17 protein-coding genes are annotated in these 16,478 nt (G+C 62.3%); all 17 read right to left on the reverse strand.

Translation table 11 applies throughout. The features are described 5' to 3' along the window. Positions 1–35: 35 nt before the first annotated feature. Positions 36–620 carry a transglycosylase SLT domain-containing protein gene (locus L630_RS0109075; RefSeq protein WP_051473164.1) on the reverse strand — a complete coding sequence of 195 codons (585 nt, stop codon included), beginning with the start codon at positions 618–620 and terminating at the stop codon, positions 36–38. Beyond that, positions 556–1,968 carry a flagellar hook-length control protein FliK gene (locus L630_RS0109080; protein ID WP_024847942.1) on the reverse strand — a complete coding sequence of 471 codons (1,413 nt, stop codon included), beginning with the start codon at positions 1,966–1,968 and terminating at the stop codon, positions 556–558. Before L630_RS0109080 ends, L630_RS0109075 begins: the two co-directional genes overlap by 65 nt. Then, complete coding sequence (locus L630_RS0109085; protein ID WP_051473166.1) at positions 1,965–3,137, reverse strand: hypothetical protein; 1,173 nt, start codon at positions 3,135–3,137, stop codon at positions 1,965–1,967. Before L630_RS0109085 ends, L630_RS0109080 begins: the two co-directional genes overlap by 4 nt. Then, complete coding sequence (locus L630_RS0109090) at positions 3,134–4,351, reverse strand: MotB family protein (RefSeq protein ID WP_024847944.1); 1,218 nt, start codon at positions 4,349–4,351, stop codon at positions 3,134–3,136. Before L630_RS0109090 ends, L630_RS0109085 begins: the two co-directional genes overlap by 4 nt. Then, on the reverse strand, positions 4,348–5,031 hold the full coding sequence (locus L630_RS0109095; protein ID WP_024847945.1) for a hypothetical protein: 684 nt from the start codon (positions 5,029–5,031) through the stop codon (positions 4,348–4,350). The genes L630_RS0109090 and L630_RS0109095 overlap by 4 nt, the downstream gene beginning before the upstream one ends. After that, positions 5,028–6,692, reverse strand: coding sequence for a flagellar basal-body MS-ring/collar protein FliF (gene fliF / locus L630_RS0109100; protein ID WP_024847946.1), 1,665 nt, complete (start codon positions 6,690–6,692; stop codon positions 5,028–5,030). The genes L630_RS0109095 and fliF overlap by 4 nt, the downstream gene beginning before the upstream one ends. A 111-nt stretch (positions 6,693–6,803) precedes the next feature. Beyond that, a complete protein-coding gene (locus tag L630_RS0109105; RefSeq protein WP_024847947.1) occupies positions 6,804–7,802 on the reverse strand; it encodes a flagellin in 999 nt (332 codons plus the stop codon). Between the two features lie 145 nt (positions 7,803–7,947). Further along, a complete protein-coding gene (locus tag L630_RS0109110; RefSeq protein WP_024847948.1) occupies positions 7,948–8,871 on the reverse strand; it encodes a flagellin in 924 nt (307 codons plus the stop codon). A 243-nt stretch (positions 8,872–9,114) separates the two neighbouring features. Then, positions 9,115–10,044, reverse strand: coding sequence for a flagellin (locus L630_RS0109115; RefSeq protein ID WP_024847949.1), 930 nt, complete (start codon positions 10,042–10,044; stop codon positions 9,115–9,117). Between the two features lie 282 nt (positions 10,045–10,326). After that, entirely contained in the window at positions 10,327–11,265 is a 939-nt protein-coding gene (locus tag L630_RS0109120) for a flagellin (RefSeq protein WP_024847950.1), read from the reverse strand. A gap of 204 nt (positions 11,266–11,469) precedes the next feature. After that, the gene (fliP, locus tag L630_RS0109125) at positions 11,470–12,210 is read right to left on the reverse strand and encodes a flagellar type III secretion system pore protein FliP (protein ID WP_024847951.1); all 741 of its coding nucleotides are present in this window, start codon (positions 12,208–12,210) and stop codon (positions 11,470–11,472) included. Further along, positions 12,207–12,695, reverse strand: coding sequence for a flagellar basal body-associated FliL family protein (locus tag L630_RS0109130; protein ID WP_024847952.1), 489 nt, complete (start codon positions 12,693–12,695; stop codon positions 12,207–12,209). The genes fliP and L630_RS0109130 overlap by 4 nt, the downstream gene beginning before the upstream one ends. 12 nt (positions 12,696–12,707) lie before the next feature. Further along, on the reverse strand, positions 12,708–13,430 hold the full coding sequence (gene flgH, locus L630_RS0109135) for a flagellar basal body L-ring protein FlgH (protein WP_024847953.1): 723 nt from the start codon (positions 13,428–13,430) through the stop codon (positions 12,708–12,710). After that, a complete protein-coding gene (locus tag L630_RS0109140) occupies positions 13,427–13,972 on the reverse strand; it encodes a MotE family protein (RefSeq protein ID WP_245263697.1) in 546 nt (181 codons plus the stop codon). The genes flgH and L630_RS0109140 overlap by 4 nt, the downstream gene beginning before the upstream one ends. Positions 13,973–13,982: 10 nt before the next feature. Continuing rightward, positions 13,983–15,191: a flagellar basal body P-ring protein FlgI gene (locus L630_RS0109145; RefSeq protein ID WP_024847955.1), complete on the reverse strand. Its 1,209-nt coding sequence runs from the start codon at positions 15,189–15,191 to the stop codon at positions 13,983–13,985. After that, positions 15,188–15,658: a flagellar basal body P-ring formation chaperone FlgA gene (gene flgA, locus L630_RS0109150; RefSeq protein WP_024847956.1), complete on the reverse strand. Its 471-nt coding sequence runs from the start codon at positions 15,656–15,658 to the stop codon at positions 15,188–15,190. The genes L630_RS0109145 and flgA overlap by 4 nt, the downstream gene beginning before the upstream one ends. Before the next feature lie 9 nt (positions 15,659–15,667). Beyond that, positions 15,668–16,474, reverse strand: a complete 807-nt coding sequence (flgG, locus tag L630_RS0109155) for a flagellar basal-body rod protein FlgG (RefSeq protein ID WP_024847957.1) — start codon at positions 16,472–16,474, stop codon at positions 15,668–15,670. Positions 16,475–16,478: the final 4 nt, after the last annotated feature.

The following is a 16,478-nucleotide window of genomic DNA, read 5'->3' on the forward strand; positions in this document are numbered from 1 at the left end:
AGTCTGAGGGGTCTCGGAACGACAGCGAAAAGCAACTATGAGTTGCAGAACTTTCGTGCTTCGGGCGTCCAATTTCCGAAGCCCGTGGTGACCAGATTCGTGATCACCCGACAGATGTAGCGCTGCTGTGCAGGGTCGTTGTTGGGGCCCGCATGATAGCGGGCAACAGCCATCGCCCATGAGTCGTGACGCTTCTTCAGGTCGGCCAGGAAGCGGGCCGCGTAGTCGACGTTCCGCGCAGGATCCAGCATTTGCCTGACGCCGGAAAACTGTTGGGAATGATAGTGATAGTTGATCTGCATGCAGCCGAGATCGATCAGCTTCTTGCCTTCTCTCCGCGCGCTTTCAAACGTGCGGACGGCGTCCTGCGGTGAGCGCGGATAGACGGCGCGTCCCTCGATGTTGAGCGCCCAGGCGTAGAGGCTGCCCTTTCGGCCGGTCTCCGTCAGCCCCACGGCGTAGAGAACGCCGACCGGCACCTTGTGCCGCACGGCGGCACGCAGGATTTCCGCCTCGCAGCGCGCCGTGCTTGCAACTGCGGCTGTGGTGAAAACGCTAGATGTAAATGCCGCCAGAAGAACGATCAGCCACCTGGTCGCTCTGGGCAATGCCTTCCGCATTTCCACCTGCCGTCCTGCCTCTTTCCTGGCCGTTGCCTGCATGGTCACCCTGCTTTGCCGCCTGGTCGAAAGCATCGCTGCCGCGGCTGTCGGTATTGGCCTGCTGGTTGCTCGCATTCGCGCTCGACGGAGACTGCTGGATGGTCACCCGGTCGACGTCGTAGCCAACAGCGCGCAGCGCCTTCACGATGGCGTCATGATCGCTTGAGAGGCGTCTGTGGGCCTCGCTCGACTGGACCTGGATTTCAATCGCAAGTTGTTCTCCGGTGGCCGTCAAGCGGGCCGTCACCATCCCAAGTTCCAGGGGGTTCAGCTGGATCTTGAGGGTGCTCGTTCCGGACTGGGCGGCGGTGCCCGGAGTGGCTCCAAGGGAAGCTGTACCAACGAGTGCCTGACGCCATGTCGGCTCGGCATCGATGGCCGCCACGACACCTGCGGAGGTTACGCTGAGGGTCTGGCCCGGAGACGGAGCCATGGCCGCGCTGAAGCCGACGACATCAACCTTTCCGGCGAGTTGTGCCGACTGCCCCTGCAGAGGCAGCGTCGTCTTGGGACGCGTTGACGATGCGTCGTCCGATGAATTGTTGGCGACCTGCGTCGGAGATGCGTTGCCCTGCTTGACCGGCTCGTCTGCGGCCGCCGGTTGTGCTTGCCCGGGCCGTTCGGCGGTCGCGACCGTCTTCTGCTGACCGCGATTGCCAGCGCCGCGCTCCCCGCTTCGCTGCTGGTCCTGCGACGCGTTGTTCGCAATTTGCACGACCGAGGATGCGGTCTGCGTCATGGCAGGCTTTTCGCCAGTGCTCGCCCTCGGCTCGGAAACAGGTTCTCCCGCATCAACGGCTTGTTGCTCGACGTCCGGGGCAGCGACACTCTCCTTCGCGGCCTGCTCGGCGCGTTCGCTCACCCTCGCCAGCGCATCAAGCAGCTTGCGCGCGGGGTCCGGCTTGCCGGACAGCCCGTCATCGCCAGCGTCGGCCTGAACGGGCGGCACATCCCCGTCGAGCGACGGCTGAGGCTTGTTGGCGGGATCTGGTGCGTCGGTCAGCAGCAACGCGAGTGCAGCTTCGGCATCTGATTCTGTTTCCTCGTCGAGCGCAGGGGCACCGTCCAGTACGGGGGCATCCCCCTCAGACTCCTGCGCGGCAGCCGTCGACGAGTTCGACCAGGTCGGCTTTGCCTCGGCGGCCTCGGCTTTCCTGCGGTTGCCCTGCGACGGGCGGTCTTCTGCGGCTGCCGGCGCGAGGAGATTATCGAAGCTCTTCGCGTCCTCATCTCCCTGCGAGCCGCGGGCAGCTGGCTGACCGGCGGTGGCAACGGCTAGACCGGGGAGGGCAACGGTCATGTTCATTGTGCTGTCTCCTCAAGGAGCTTGTCGATCGCCTGAAGCCGGGCACGCGTCGTCTCGACGATGCCGCTCGTATCCTCAGGTGCATCTTCCGCCTCCGGCTGTTCGAAGGCGGGCAATGCTGTTGGCTTCACGGGCGCCACGACTTCATTTGCGACCGTCTTGGCAGCCTTGAGCAGCGCGCGATCCTTCTGGGTCAGGCCGCTGCCATCAAGGCCTTCAAGACGGTTGAGCGTCTCTGTGACGGCGTCGGACGTCACCGTGGAGATGCTGGAGTACAGTTCGGCACGCGGGTCGCTTTCTGCCTCCGAAGGCGGGTACTCGCTCGCGCGTTTCGAAGCATAGGCCAGAAGCTGCTTGTCGCCGTCGATTGCGGCCCGGCGCGCGAGTCGCAGATAGATCGTGCGTGCCTGCTCGCCGGTCATCCAGGCGATCGTCTGGTCGAGGCCGTTGAGGTCGAGTTCGCTGCGGAGTTCGACGACGCCGGCGATGAAAGCCTCGGCAAACTGCGCCGCATAGGGCGAGCGCAGGAACCGCCGGGCGTACTGCTCCGACACGGCGAGAAATCGCGTTGCATCGCGCTTTGCGACGGCCAGGGACACCGTGCGGCGCAGAGCGGCCTCCTCGATCAGCGTGCCGGGGCCGAGTAGCCGAGCACGGTCGAGATGCGAAATCGCCGCGTCATACTCCTCCGACGCAAGGACAGAGCCCTTAATCAGCGACAGGAAGGCGGAGATCTCGTCCGGATATTTGACCGGATCGATCGAATCCAGCGCAGCGCGCGCCTGGTTTACGTCGCCGACCAGATAGGCGAGGATCCCAGCGCCGGCGTCGCGATCGGCATCAGGCAGCTCCGGCCGGGCGAGGCTGGTCGCAACGGTCGACGGGTTGCCGCCGCTCATCGCGTAGATCATCAGCGCCTGAACGTTGCGGCTATCCTTGAAATCTTCCTCGCCTGCCGTGCGCAGACGCAGGTCGATCAGCTCCAGCAGCTTCTTCTGCATCGGCAGCGAGGCGTGATCGCCGCTGGCGATGCGGTCCTGCACCAGCTGGAGCGAGCGCACCATCTGGTATGGCTGGAGTCCCGTATTTTGGGTGTCCGCCGTCCCATGCCCCACCCAGCAGATGCCGAGGGCAAGAGCCCGCAGGATCTGGCAGGAGCGCCTCATCATCCATCGGTCTCCAGCAGGATCTCGATGCGGCGATTGCGGTCGGAGAACGGGTTTTCCGGATCCTTGAGCTGGCGGTCGGCAAAGCCCGCGACTTCCTTCACACGAGCCTCGTCGAGGCCGCCGCGCACCAGCATGTAGTAGGCCGTATGCGCACGCGCGGTCGACAGGCGCCAGTTGTCATAGGACTGGCTGCGGAACGGGCGCGCGTCGGTGTGGCCATTGATGCGGATCTTGCCGGGATGCTCGTTGAGCGTCTTGGCGATGCGCTCCATCGCGCGCACGAGTTCGCCCTTCGGCACGGCCGAGCCGATCTCGAACATGCCGTAGTTGAGCTCGTCGGTGACGGAGATCGCGACGCCCTTGTCGGTCGCGACCACGTTCAGAGCCTTGTTCAGTTCGGAATCCTTGCCGAAAGCCTCACGCAGCTCGCGGCTGATCTGCTCCGCCTGCTTCACCACTTCCTGGCTCGGCATGGCTTCGGCGGCCTGTTCGGCCTGCGCGGCAGCAGCTTCGCCGACCGGCTCGTTCACCGGTAGCTCGTCGGATGACTCGGCTGTAGCAGTTTCTTCCTGAGGCTGTTTATCCTCGTCGCGCTCACGGAAGGCCTCGATCTCTTCTTCGTCGAGGGGTTCGCCGATCTCCTTGGACCAGAAATCAGGTGCAAACGGGTCGCGGTAGGACTCGCCGCCCTGCGCGCCGGTTGCCGGGCCGGAAGTCTGCGCGCCGCCGTCGCCCTTGGCCGACACGTTCTGCAGCATTGCCGTCTGTGTCGCGATCTCGGCAAGGACGGCGTAGGGATCGGAGAACAGGTGTTCGTCGGACGTCTGGCGCGTTTCCGCCATGTCCTTCGAATTCGCGAATTTGGCCGGGCCGGCCTTCTGGTCGAAGGTATCGAGCGGATCCGTCGCGGCCTTCTCCAGATCGGTGCTGACCTCTTCGCGCGCAGGTGTGGTTTCGTCCGGCTCTTCCAGGCCCTTGCTGCTCGGCGCGGTGTCGGTCAGCGCCATTGGGTTGAAATAGCTGGCAATCGACGCCTTGGTTTCCTCATTGGTGGCGTTGATCAGCCACATGACGAGGAACAGGCACATCAGTGCCGTCATGAAGTCAGCGAACGCGATCTTCCACGCGCCGCCGTGATGACCATGATCATCGTGTCCGCCACGACGAACGATGACGATCTCGCCGTGCCGCTGGTCCTGGTCCGCCCCGCTCATTCGATCGCCTCCGCGAGGGCGGCGGACCACTCGGCGAGCCGCGTCTCGAACATGCTGTCGTCAATGGTGACGGAGAGATCCATGCCGATGCTTTCGGTAAAGTCGAACTGCGACGCGTAATTGGGCAGCTTTTCCTTGAGCGCCTCGAATAGGGGTGCACTGCCCGACACCTTGATGCGGACGGACTCCTCGTCATGCAGCGCTTCGGTGATGAGGGAGGCCAGCCGCTCCAGCGAGCGCTCGCGCACGTCCTCGGTAAGCACTGTGCCGAGGATGCGCGCCGTAACGGCCGCCGTCAGGTCGACGACCCGCTTTTCCATGTCCGCGATGGCGGTCTGGATTTGAGCTGCCGTCTCCTCGGCGAGCCGGCGCTCCAGCACCTCGAGTTCCTCGGCATGCCGGTCGCGCTCGAGCTGGAGCGCGTCCTGATGTTCCCTGATCAGGCGTTCGGTAAGCTCCGCCTCCGCCTTGGCGACGGCCTCGGCGATCAGGGCCTCGGTGTCGACCTCCGGGACCGGCGGCAACTCGGGGAAGTCCGGAACTTCGGGTGCCTCGAATGCGGGCGCGGCGAAGTCGATGGGCTCGGGAAACGCAGCCGGCATCGAGAACGGCTCGGCCGCCGCTCGTCGCGGCGCGCCGAAGTCCTTCAGGGCTGCTGCGAGAGCTGGCGAGGCCGTCACGCTGCAAGCTCCTCGCTAGCCCACTTGCGCAGGATCATTGCAGAGCGTTCCTCGTTGAGGTCGACCATCTGCGCCAGGCGATCCTGCGGCGCCGGCTTCAGCTTGAAGCGGATGTCATCCGCCATGTTATCCGGGAACGGGCTGCCGCCATAGCCGATGCCCATACCCAGGCCATCCGCGTCTGCGAGCGGATCCGGCAGCTGCAGGTTGTCCAGCGGGTTCGGCAGCGACAGCTGGAGATCGTCGAAGTTCATGGCATCTGCACCTTCCTTCTTGGTCACGGCGGCGACCAGCGGACGCAGGCCGAACCAGGAGAGGAGGAACACGACGACGATGAAGGCGGTCGCGTTGATGATGGTGCCGAGGTGGCGGCTGAGCGTCTCCATGATGCCCGGCTCGGTCGCCTCGACGCCGGCAAGGCCTTCCATGAACTCGACGGAAGAGACGTTGATCACGTCGCCGCGGTTCGCATCGAAGCCGGTGGCGGACGCCACGACCTTCTCGATCTCGGCAATGCGGTCGGCGACCTGTTCGGGCGTTGCATTCTCGCCGAGGACTGCAAGCAGGCGTTCGCGGTTGACCACGACGGCGATCGACAGGCGCTCGACGGTGTAGCCATTGCTGACGGTGGCGACGCGCTTGGAGTTGAGCTCGTAGTTGGTGGTCTCTTCGCGGCGCTCGCGCTGTTCTGACGAAGCCGGACCCTCGGTCGCCGCCAGATCCTCTTCCGGCAGGTTCTGCTGCACGGTGGTCGGCGGTGCGGACTGGCGCTGGTTCGACTGGTCGTTGGCGCGGACGATCTGGACCGAACGCTCGACGCGCGATTCAGGATCGAAGATCGTTTCCTCGATCTGGCGCATGTCGGTGTTGACGTCGGCCTTGACGCTGGCGCGGAAGTTTTCCGGGCCAAGGTACGGCGCCAGCGCGCGACGGATATTTTCCTCGATCTGGGTCTCGACGGTGCGCTCGACCGTAAGGGAGCGCGCGACGCTGGAGTTGTTCGGATCGTCGCCGGCGGCAAGCAACTCGCCCGTCGCGTCGAGGACGGTGACCTTGTCGGCCTGCAGGCGCGGAACTGCAGCCGCCACGAGGTGACGGATGGCAAGCGCTGCCTTCATGCCTTCGGCGCGGTCGGCGCGGATGACGACCGAAGCGGTCGGCGCCTGCTCCTCGCGGCGAAACGAGGCGCGCTCCGGCATTACGATATGGACGCGGGCGGATTTGATGCCCGTGATCGACTGGATGGTGCGGGCGATCTCGCCCTCGAGCGCACGCACGCGGGTCACCTCCTGCATGAAGGAGGTGAGGCCGAACGAGCCGACATTGTCGAAGAGCTCGTAGCCTGCGTTCGAGCTGGTCGGCAGGCCGCGCTCGGCCAGCAGCATGCGCGCCTGGCCGGTCTTGCCGGCCGCTACCATCACGGACGTGCCGTCGCTCGACACGTCATAACGGATCCCCGCCTCGCTCAGGACGGCGCCGATCTGACCGACATCGTTGCGGTCGAGGCCGACATAGAGCGTCTCGTAGGCGGGACGGTTGAGATAGATCGCAGCCGTCAGCACGACGGCCATGATGATCGCGGCGGCCCCGCCCATCATGGCGAGGCGCTTGGGACCGAGGCCGCGAAGGTTGTCGATGATGGACTTGATCTGCTCAGGCAAAGCTTCATGCTCCGGAAACACCCAGCGGCAACCTAAGCAATGAAGCTTGTGCGAAAATGATTTCGGGCCGCCACGAGGACGGCCCGGGGAAGGGGCGGCTGAAAGCCCAGGTCAGCCCTTGAACAGCGACAGGATGCTCTGGGCGTGCGAATTGGCGATCTGCAGCGCCTGGATGCCCAGCTGCTGCTGAACCTGCAGGGCCTGAAGGCGGGTGGACTCTTCCTCCATGTCGGCATCAACGAGCTGACCGACGCCACGGTCGATCGAGTCCATCAGACTTGAGGCGAACTCCTTTTGCATGTCGATGCGCTTCTTCGCGGCGCCGACATGGGTTGCGGCGTTGGTGAGGTCGACCAGCGTTTCATCGATGACCGTCAGCATCTGCTGCAATTGCGCATCGGTGTAGCCGACGACCGTCAAGCTCGAGACCGCATATCCGTCGTTGGCACCCAGCGTAGCGCCGCCGGCCGGCATAGACGCGGCGTTGGCTCTAATGCCGGTTGTTCCGAGACGCAGGCCTTCGAGTATCCCCTTCGTCTCGTTGGTCGTGGCCGCAGCGTCGTATAGCTTGATGGTGTCGACCTTGATGGTGATCTTGCCGAGGAGGATCGCGCCACTGTTGTCGCGTGAGTAGGAAGACACGATCTCGGTGTCGCGGTGAACGCCGGCTGCCGGATGCCCGTCGGCTACGGCAGAATTGACCGCGAGCCAATTTTGGCCGGAAAAGCTTGCGTTCTCGGCCATCGATTTCAGGAGAGACTTAAAACTCTCAATCTCCGACTGGATCTTTGCCTTGTCGCCTTCGCTTGCCCCAACAGCGGACAGAACCTTTTGCTTAATCTCGTCAACCGTATCGATGATCTTGTTGATCGCTGTGTAGGCCGTGTCGACACGGCTAGCGCCCAGCCCCAGCGAGTCCTGGACCGTGGATAGCACCTTATTGTCCGACCGCATGGTCGTCGCAATGGACCAGTAGGCGGCATTGTCCTTGGCCTCAGCGACGCGAAAGCCGGTGGAAATGCGATTCTGGACCGTCGCAAGCTGCTTGTTGACGGCGGTGAGTGACTGAAGAGCCGTCATTGCGGACGGGTTCGTAATAATGCTCGACACGTTGTGCCCTTCCAGAAATGCAAACCGGTATGGTTAACCATTTCTATGCAGGCATGGTTAAGCAGGCGTTAATCAGTGGTCGGTGCCCCAACGCCAAAAGCCGCGCCCGAGGGCGCGGCCATTCAAATCGCTGTTGCGGGTGAGTTTAGTTCTTGAACAGCGCGAGGATGTTCTGGCTGTTGGAGTTGGCGATCGACAGCGCCTGAATGCCGAGCTGCTGCTGCACCTGAAGGGCGGACAACTTGGCGGATTCCTTCTCCATATCGGCGTCGACGAGTTGGCCCACGCCGCGGTCGATGGCGTCCTGGAGCGCAGAAACAAACTCCATCTGCATATCGATGCGCTTCTTTGCGGCACCGAGTTCCGATGCACCCGTGGAGAGGTCTGCCAGAACCTTTTCCACATGGGTCAACAGGTTGTCGAACTGGGTTGCCTCGTCGCCGCCGCTGACGCCCGCAAGGTTCGTTACGTTCAGAGCGGTCAAGGCGATATTGGAGGTGGTGTTTGTACCGTCCAGTATGCCAGCGGGAGTGGCGTTCGTGTCGAGGAGGCGCACATTGCTCAACGCAATCTCGATTTTTCCCGTCGTAACTGCGCCGCCGGCATCGCGAGTGTAGGATGAGAGGATTGTCAACTTTGCATTCGCGGTGCCGGAATTCGTCTTAAGGATATTCGAACCGGCATAGTTCGCGCCGCTGATATTATCCTCGAGCTGAGCGATGTAAGTCGAAATCTCGCTCTGGATCTTGGCCCGGTCCTCGGCGCTGGCCGTCTTTGCCATCAGGACCTTTTCCTTGATCTGGTCCACGATCTCGATGGCCTTGTTCATCGCCGTGTAAGCAACGTCGACTTTACCGGCGCCGAGGCCAAGATTGTCCTGCAGGACAGAGTTGGCTTTGTTGTCGGAACGCATAGTCGTCGCAATGGACCAGTAAGCGGCATTGTCCTTTGCTTCCGAGACGCGGAACCCGGTGGAAATACGGTTCTGAACGGTAGCGAGGTTTTTGTTGGTAGCAGAAAGGGTCTGCAGCGCCGTCATTGCGGCGGCATTCGTGTTCAAGCTCGACATGGATTGTACGCCCTGTACTTCGTACTCATAAACTACATGCCGGCTAGCCGGCAGATCGGACAGGCGTCATGCCTCCGGAACGAAATTGCGATCGTTCTGTGAGGAAGAGTATGAACAGGAATGGTTAGCGGCTGGCAAAGAAGTATGGTTAACGATTGAATAACGGGCTCCAAAACGAGAAAAGCCGCACCCCGGGGAGTGCGGCTCTTTGTTCTTAGGCTTTACGGTCGTGAGAACGACCGCTTAGCGGAACAGCGACAGGATGTTCTGCGTGTTGGAGTTGGCAATCGACAGCGCCTGGATGCCCAGCTGCTGCTGAACCTGCAGAGCTGAGAGACGAGCCGACTCCTTCTCCATGTCTGCATCTACGAGCTGGCCAACGCCGCGGTCAATCGCGTCGGTTAGGGCCGAGACGAAGTCCTTCTGCAGGTCGATCCGAGCCTTTGCAGCGCCAAGCTCTGCGGCGCCAGTTGCGAGTTTGGAGAGAGCAGTTTCGATGTCAGTAAGAAGGTTATCAAACTTGACGGCGTCCGTTGCACCGGTAGCAGCGGTAAAACCGGCGCCGTCAACTGCGATATTAAGGATCGAGCGCCCAGAAGCGGTGCCGTTAGCGTCCAAGATGCCTGTGTCAGCACCGCTATCGATTAGGCGAACATCCGCAAATGAGACCTCGATGGTCCCCGTCTGTACTGCCCCATTGGTGCCGGTGCGTCCGTACGACGTTAGTACCGACAGCTTCGTGTTTGCCGTATCGGTCGAGCTGGTCTGGATAAGGTTGGAGCCCGCGTAGTTTGCGCCGGCGATGTTGTCTTCCAGCTGCTTAATGTAAGTATTGATCTCGCTTTGGATTTTCTTTCGATCTTCCGCGCCTGCGGTCTTGGCAAGCAGGACCTTTTCCTTGATCTGGTCGACGACTTCGATCGCCTTGTTCACCGCGGTGTAGGCAACGTCGACCTTACCAGCACCGAGACCGAGGCCGTCCTGGAGGACAGAGTTCGCCTTGTTGTCTGAGCGCATGGTAGTTGCGATCGACCAGTACGCAGCGTTGTCCTTGGCTTCGGAGACCCGGAAGCCGGTGGAAATGCGGCTCTGCGTCGTCGACAGGTTCTTGTTGGTAAGCGAGAGGGTCTGCAGTGCCGTCATTGCGGACGCATTGGTATTCAAGCTGGACATGTGTGTACGCCTTTAACTCGATACTCGAACAGCATGCCGGTCAACCCCGGCGAAGTGGCGTGGCATCATGCCAGATCAGTCAGGAAATTATGTCTGTTCCGATCTGCCCCTTATTCGCACTCTGCAATAGAAATATTTACACCGCCGCTAACAAGCATGGTAAACGTCTGATTAATTACTCGCCTGGACTGGTAATATAAAAACAAACCATGACGAAAAACGGCGTCGCGCTCGTGAAAAGCGCGACGCCGCACGTGCTGGTGCTTTGTTATGTCGCTTCCATTAACGGAAGAGCGACAAGATATTCTGCGTGTTGGAGTTTGCGATCGACAGAGCCTGAATGCCCAGCTGCTGCTGAACCTGCAGAGCCGAGAGACGAGCCGACTCCTTCTCCATGTCAGCATCGACGAGCTGGCCAACGCCGCGGTCGATCGCGTCGGTGAGGGCCGAGACGAAGTCCTTCTGGAGGTCGATGCGCGCTTTCGCGGCACCGAGTTCAGCGGCGCCGGTCGCCAATTTCGACAGAGCCGTCTCGATGTCAGTCAAAATGGCGTCGAACGATGCCGCTTCATCGTCTGCATCGTAGTTAGTCAGGCCGCTGAGGTCCGTGACGTCAATATCAAGAATGCTGATACCTTCTGCGCCCTGCTTGTCGAGGATACCCTCCGCGTCCGCACCGGTCTGCACGTCGATAAGCCGGATAGTAGAGTAGTCGACTTCGATGGTGCCGGTCTTCACCGCACCATTTGTGCCGGTACGAGCGTACGATGACAACACCGTGAGCTTCGTATCAGTCGTACTATCGGAGTCGGTCTGAATAAGATTCGAACCAGCGTAGTTTGCGCCCGCGATGTTGTCCTTCAACTGCGCAATGTAGGTGTCGATTTCGCTCTGGATTTTTGCGCGATCTTCGGCCCCTGCAGTCTTTGCCAGAAGGACCTTTTCCTTGATCTGATCGACGACTTCGATAGCCTTATTTACAGCCGTATAGGCAACATCGACCTTACCAGATCCAAGGCCCAGACCGTCCTGGAGGACCGAGTTCGCCTTGTTGTCGGAACGCATCGTGGTCGCGATCGACCAGTAAGCGGCATTGTCCTTTGCTTCGGCAACACGGAAGCCGGTCGAAATGCGGCTCTGGGTGGTCGCGAGGTTCTTATTAGTGAGCGAGAGGGTCTGCAGCGCCGTCATTGCGGACGCATTGGTGTTCAAGCTGGACATGTGTACGCCTTGAAACTCGATACTCGAACAACATGCCGGACCCAGCCGGCGAAGTGGCGTGGCATCATGCCAGATCAGTCAGGAATATCCGTGAGTTCCGATCTGCCCCTTAGCCACGAGTTCTAGGCGCCAAACCCTGCTAAAAGGGTAAGGGATATGGTAAATCTTTAACGAAATTATATGGTTAATAGATGGTGATTCGCGTCACGCAAACGATCGGACCAGGCTGCCCACCAGCAGGTTCCAGCCGTCGATCAGCACGAAGAACAAGATCTTGAAGGGCAGGGACACCACGACCGGTGACAGCATCATCATGCCCATCGACATGGTGATCGTCGCGACGATCAGGTCGATGACAAGGAAGGGCAGGACGATGAGGAAGCCGATCTCGAATCCGCGGCGGATTTCGGAGATCATGAAGGCCGGGATGAGAACGCGCAGGTCGGCGTTCTCGACCGAAATGTCGGTCTGGCCGCGCTCGCGGGCGAGGTCGACGAACAGGTCGAAATCCTTGTCGCGGACATTGGCGACCATGAAGTCGCGGAACGGGTCGGAGATGCGCTGGAGCGCTTCGGCCTCGCCGATCTGGTTGTTGACCAGCGGCTGGACGCCCTCGTTCCAGGCGCGGTCGAAGGTCGGCGCCATGACGTAGAACGTCATGAACAGCGACAGGCTGATCAGGATAAGGTTTGCTGGGGTGGAAGGCAGACCCATGCCCGAGCGCAGGATCGAAAAGACGATGATGAAGCGCGTGAAGCTCGTCACCATGATCAGGATGCCCGGCGCCAGCGACAGCACCGTCAGCAGGCCGAACATCTGAATGATCGTGCCGATGGTCTGCCCCTCGAGCTGCTCGGTGATGCCGCCGAGATTGAGCTGCTGGGCAGCAGCCGGCGTTGCAGCCGCAATGAGAAGCGCGAGCGTCGTGAGGGCGTGACGGATCATTCGAAAAGCAGTGTCCGGATGAGAAGCTGCTTCACCCTGCCGCCGCTGCGGATGGAGGCACGCTCTTCGAGGTCAGTTTTCAGGTGCTGGAAGCCGCTCGCTCCCTCGACCTGGTGGGCCTTGAGGGTGCGCAGGTAGGCGAGGATGTCCTGCTGCACGATCTGCGCGATCTTCGCGTCCGGCTTGCCCTCGAAGACGAGTGCCGCTTCCATGCGCACCCACATGCCGGACGGTCCGGAGAGGTTCGTCATGATGGGCTCGAGATGGACGAGACCGAGCGCGCCGGCTTCTTCCGCGAGCTTGATTCCCTCGGGCGCAGGCGCGGGCTCGATCGCGGCGGGCGCCTGTGGCGCCTTGCTGGACAGGTAGAGCCCCGATCCCCAGCCGATCGCCAAAGCAACAACGGTCAGGCCGGCGAGGACGCCGATCTGCACAATGCGCGAAGGCTCCTTCTTTTCTGGCTGGGTATCGTCGACGATCGCCATTTCGCGTTTCCGTCAGAAGGGCAGGACGTTGTCGAGGAATTGCTGGCCGTAAGGCGGCTGCTGGACCTCGGAGATACGGCCGCGGCCGCCATAGGAGATTCGGGCTTCGGCGATCCGCTCATAGGACACTGTGTTCGCCGCGCCAATATCCGACGGGCGCACGATGCCGGTGATCGTAAGGACACGCATCTCCTCATTCACAAGAACTTCCTGCGTGCCGCTGATGACGAGGTTGCCGTTCGGCAGGACGTCGGTGACGACCGCCGCAATCTGCAGGCGGATGTTCTCCGACCGGGCAATGGCGCCCGAGCCCTTCGAATCGGTCGACGAGTCGACGTCCGCCGACGCACTGCCCGCGGTGCCGAGACCAAGCCAGGTGAAATCGGCGCCAAAGCCGAGGCCGCGTGCAGCCGTGCGCTTGCGCTGCGATTCATTGCTGACGCGGGCGCGGTCGTTGATGCTGATGTCGACGGTCAGGATGTCGCCGGCGCGCAGGGCGCGTGCATCGGTGAAGAACTTCGACTGGCGGTCGTCCCACAGCGAATAGCGGCGGCTGTGGGCCTTGGCAGGTTCCGGATAGGTGTAGACCGACTTCGGGTCGCCGACGCCGTAGCCGACCGGCGACAGCTGAGGCGCGCGGTTGATCTCCTGCGGCGGCGTCGTGTTGCAGCCGGCGATGGCCAGGACCGTCGACAAGGCCAGGAGGTTGAAAAGCGAACGGGTTCCGGTTGTCATGACGGGTCCTGCCTGCGGGTGGCGCTGGCCATAATGGAGGTCAGCGACGCAGCCGCCTTGCTGTCCATTTCATTGAGGATGACGCCTGCCTTGCGCGTCTCGAGTTTCATCAGGATGGCGGCAGCGAGTTCGACCTGCACCTCGGCGAGCCGTTCGGCTGCGGCGTCGGGGCGCATGCGCGAGTAGATCTCGACGAGGTTGTTCTCGGCTTTCTCGAGGAAGTCGTTGCGGCGCTTGAGCCACTCTTCATATTCGGCGCGACGCTCCTCAAGCACCTTGATGCGCTCGTCGACTTCCTTCTGAAGCGTCTCGAGTTCTGCGCGCTGGAGCGCGTAGCGGCGGTCGCGCGCAGCATCGGCGATGTTCGAGCAGAACCGGCGAACGTCGTCATCCATTTCTGTGGTGACCGGGTTGCCGACCAGTGGATCGGAGGTTTCGGCGCCGGCAGGGATAGTGGCGAAGGTGACAACGCCGGCGAGGGCGGCCGTGGCCAGCGCGCCCCTGATCGAGTTGCGGCCCGTGGGGATGAGGGGCATCTTCATCGCCATCTCCTTACTGAACGACCAGTTCGGCCTGCAGCGCGCCTGCGGTCTTGATGCCCTGCAGGATCGCGATGATGCCTTCCGGCTTCACGCCCAGCTTGTTGAGACCGGATACCAGCGTGTCGAGGTCCGGGCCGTTGAGCATGGCAACGCGAGCATCAGGCTGATCAACGTCGATTTCGGTGAAGGGCTCTACAGCCGTCTCACCCTTCGAGAACGGATCGGGCTGCACGACGCGCGGCATCTCGGTGACGCGGACCGTCATCGTGCCGTGGCTGATCGCTACGCGCGAGATGCGAACCTGCGAACCGATAACGATGGTGCCGGTCCGCTCGTCCACGACCACGCGGGCCGGCGCGTCGGCCTCGACCACGATGTTCTCGAGTTCGGCGTAGAAGCGCGCCGTGGTGATGCCCTTCGGACGCTGGATCAACACGGTGCGTGAATCCTGCTCCTGCGCCACGCGCTTCCCGAAGCGGCTCCTAGAATAGTTGTTGATCGCGTCGGTGACGCGCACGGCGGTCGAATAGTCCGGGTTGAAGAGCTGGAGCGTCAGCGTCGTGTCGTTATTGAAGGTCGCCGGGACCTCGCGCTCGATGATCGCGCCGTTCGGGACGCGGCCGGAAGTCGGGACGCCCTGCGTGACGGACTCGGCCTGGCCCTGGGCGTTGAAGCCTGTGACGATCAGCGGGCCTTGCGCAACGGCGTAGATCTCGCCGTCCGGTGCGCGCAGTGGGGTCATGACAAGCGTGCCGCCCTTGAGCGAAGTCGCATCGCCCATCGAGGAGACGGTCACGTCGATGCGGGCGCCGGGGCGAACGAAAGGCGGCATGCTGGCGGTGACGATCACCGCCGCGACGTTTTTGGAGCGCGACTGGCCGCCCTCGGTCGAAATGCCGAGGTTTTCCAGCATCGCGCGCATTGACTGCTCGGTGAACGGCGAATTGCGCAGGCCGTCGCCCGTGCCCTGCAGGCCGATCACGAGGCCGTAGCCGACGAGCTGGTTGTCGCGCGAGCTCTGCAGGGAGGCGATGTCCTTGAGGCGCGTCTTGACGAAGTTTTGGCCGGACAGGCTGTCGAAGCTGCGCACACCGCCATAGGCGGCACCGCCATAAAGCTCGCCTTCAGGCGCCTGGCCGTTGACCGCCTGTTCGTCGGCACTGACCGGAGCCGCGAGGGCCAGAGCAAGGGCAACGATTGCTGCGAATGCACGCTTCATGATGCGGAAACCCTCACGGAACCGTCTTCCATGACGATGCCGGTGAAGACCACTCCGGTATCGACGTTACGCAGGCGGATCAGGTCACCCGCGGAGCCGGACTCGAGCGTGACCCCCGAAACGGTGATCTCGAGCGGGCCGTGGCGGAACTCAACCTGCACGGTGGCGCCGCGCTCGACCAGCCAGGCCTCGCGCACGGACCCGACAGGGATCAGGCGTCCAGGCAGCAGCGTGCGCCGTGCGATCTTGCCGGCAAGCTCCTTGGGCCGATAGACAATGGCGTTTGGATCGCGCAGCTTGCGGCGCAGCGGCACCTCGTCGAGAGACTCCGGCGTGATGACGTCGCCCGGATAGATGATCCGGCTCGGCACCACCACCATCTGCTGCTGCGCATGCGCCAGGGAACCAGCGGCTGCGACGACCAGCAGTGCGGTGGCGACAACTTGCTTCCACTTGGCGCGGCGCATCTTCAATGCCTATCGAATGCTCTGCGTGATCACCGATGCCATCTCATCGGCGGCCTTGATGACCTTGGAGTTCATCTCATAGGCGCGCTGCGCGGTGATCATCTCGGTGATTTCCTTCACCGGGTCGACGTTGGACGACTCAAGATAGCCCTGCTCGATCAGGCCGAAGCCTGCATCACCGGCAAAACCCTGGTTGGCTTCGCCTGATGCGGTGGTCGCACGGAACAGGTTGTCGCCGAGCGGCTCCAGGCCCGCGTCGTTGACGAAGGTCGCGAGCGCAAGCTGGCCGATCAGGATTTCCTGTTCTGCGCCATCGTCGCCGGCAAGCGTCTGGTAGACTTGGCCGGACTGGTTGATGGTGACCTTGATCGCGTTTTCGTCGATGACGATCTCGCCGGCGTCGCTTAGGACGGTGTAGCCACTCGGCGTGACAAGCACGCCCTCGGCGTTGGTGTTGAATGCGCCGGAGCGGGTGTAGAGCTCTTCACCATCAGCACCCTGGATGCGGAACCAGCCGCTGCCCGTGAGGGCAACGTCGTAGGCGCTGCCAGTCTGGTTCAGCGTGCCCTGGGTGTGAACGCTGCGCACGGCGGTCAGCTTGACGCCGAGGCCGATATGGGCGCCTTCCGGCACCATGTTCTGGTTCGCGCGGCTCGGCACGCCCTGCGAGCGCTCAACCTGGTAGAGCAGGTCAGAGAACTCGACCCGGGTGCGCTTGTAGCCGGTCGTGTTGATGTTGGCGATGTTGTTCGCAATGACCTCAAGATTGGTCTGCTGCGCATTCATGCCGGTCGCGGCAATGGCGAGTGCTTTCATGGAT

It is taken from the genome of Aminobacter sp. J41 (assembly GCF_000526635.1).
In the GTDB taxonomy this organism is placed as follows: domain Bacteria; phylum Pseudomonadota; class Alphaproteobacteria; order Rhizobiales; family Rhizobiaceae; genus Aerobium.

Excerpts from the sequence above, each read along its gene's own strand:
- L630_RS0109075 (WP_051473164.1), bottom strand. The coding sequence starts at position 620 with ATGCGGAAGGCATTGCCCAGAGCGACCAGGTGGCTGATCGTTCTTCTG.
- L630_RS0109080 (WP_024847942.1), bottom strand. The coding sequence starts at position 1,968 with ATGAACATGACCGTTGCCCTCCCCGGTCTAGCCGTTGCCACCGCCGGT.
- L630_RS0109085 (WP_051473166.1), bottom strand. The coding sequence starts at position 3,137 with ATGATGAGGCGCTCCTGCCAGATCCTGCGGGCTCTTGCCCTCGGCATC.
- L630_RS0109090 (WP_024847944.1), bottom strand. The coding sequence starts at position 4,351 with ATGAGCGGGGCGGACCAGGACCAGCGGCACGGCGAGATCGTCATCGTT.
- L630_RS0109110 (WP_024847948.1), bottom strand. The coding sequence starts at position 8,871 with ATGTCGAGCTTGAACACGAATGCCGCCGCAATGACGGCGCTGCAGACC.
- L630_RS0109115 (WP_024847949.1), bottom strand. The coding sequence starts at position 10,044 with ATGTCCAGCTTGAATACCAATGCGTCCGCAATGACGGCACTGCAGACC.
- L630_RS0109120 (WP_024847950.1), bottom strand. The coding sequence starts at position 11,265 with ATGTCCAGCTTGAACACCAATGCGTCCGCAATGACGGCGCTGCAGACC.
- fliP (WP_024847951.1), bottom strand. The coding sequence starts at position 12,210 with ATGATCCGTCACGCCCTCACGACGCTCGCGCTTCTCATTGCGGCTGCA.
- L630_RS0109130 (WP_024847952.1), bottom strand. The coding sequence starts at position 12,695 with ATGGCGATCGTCGACGATACCCAGCCAGAAAAGAAGGAGCCTTCGCGC.
- flgH (WP_024847953.1), bottom strand. The coding sequence starts at position 13,430 with ATGACAACCGGAACCCGTTCGCTTTTCAACCTCCTGGCCTTGTCGACG.
- L630_RS0109140 (WP_245263697.1), bottom strand. The coding sequence starts at position 13,972 with ATGAAGATGCCCCTCATCCCCACGGGCCGCAACTCGATCAGGGGCGCG.
- L630_RS0109145 (WP_024847955.1), bottom strand. The coding sequence starts at position 15,191 with ATGAAGCGTGCATTCGCAGCAATCGTTGCCCTTGCTCTGGCCCTCGCG.
- flgA (WP_024847956.1), bottom strand. The coding sequence starts at position 15,658 with ATGCGCCGCGCCAAGTGGAAGCAAGTTGTCGCCACCGCACTGCTGGTC.
- flgG (WP_024847957.1), bottom strand. The coding sequence starts at position 16,474 with ATGAAAGCACTCGCCATTGCCGCGACCGGCATGAATGCGCAGCAGACC.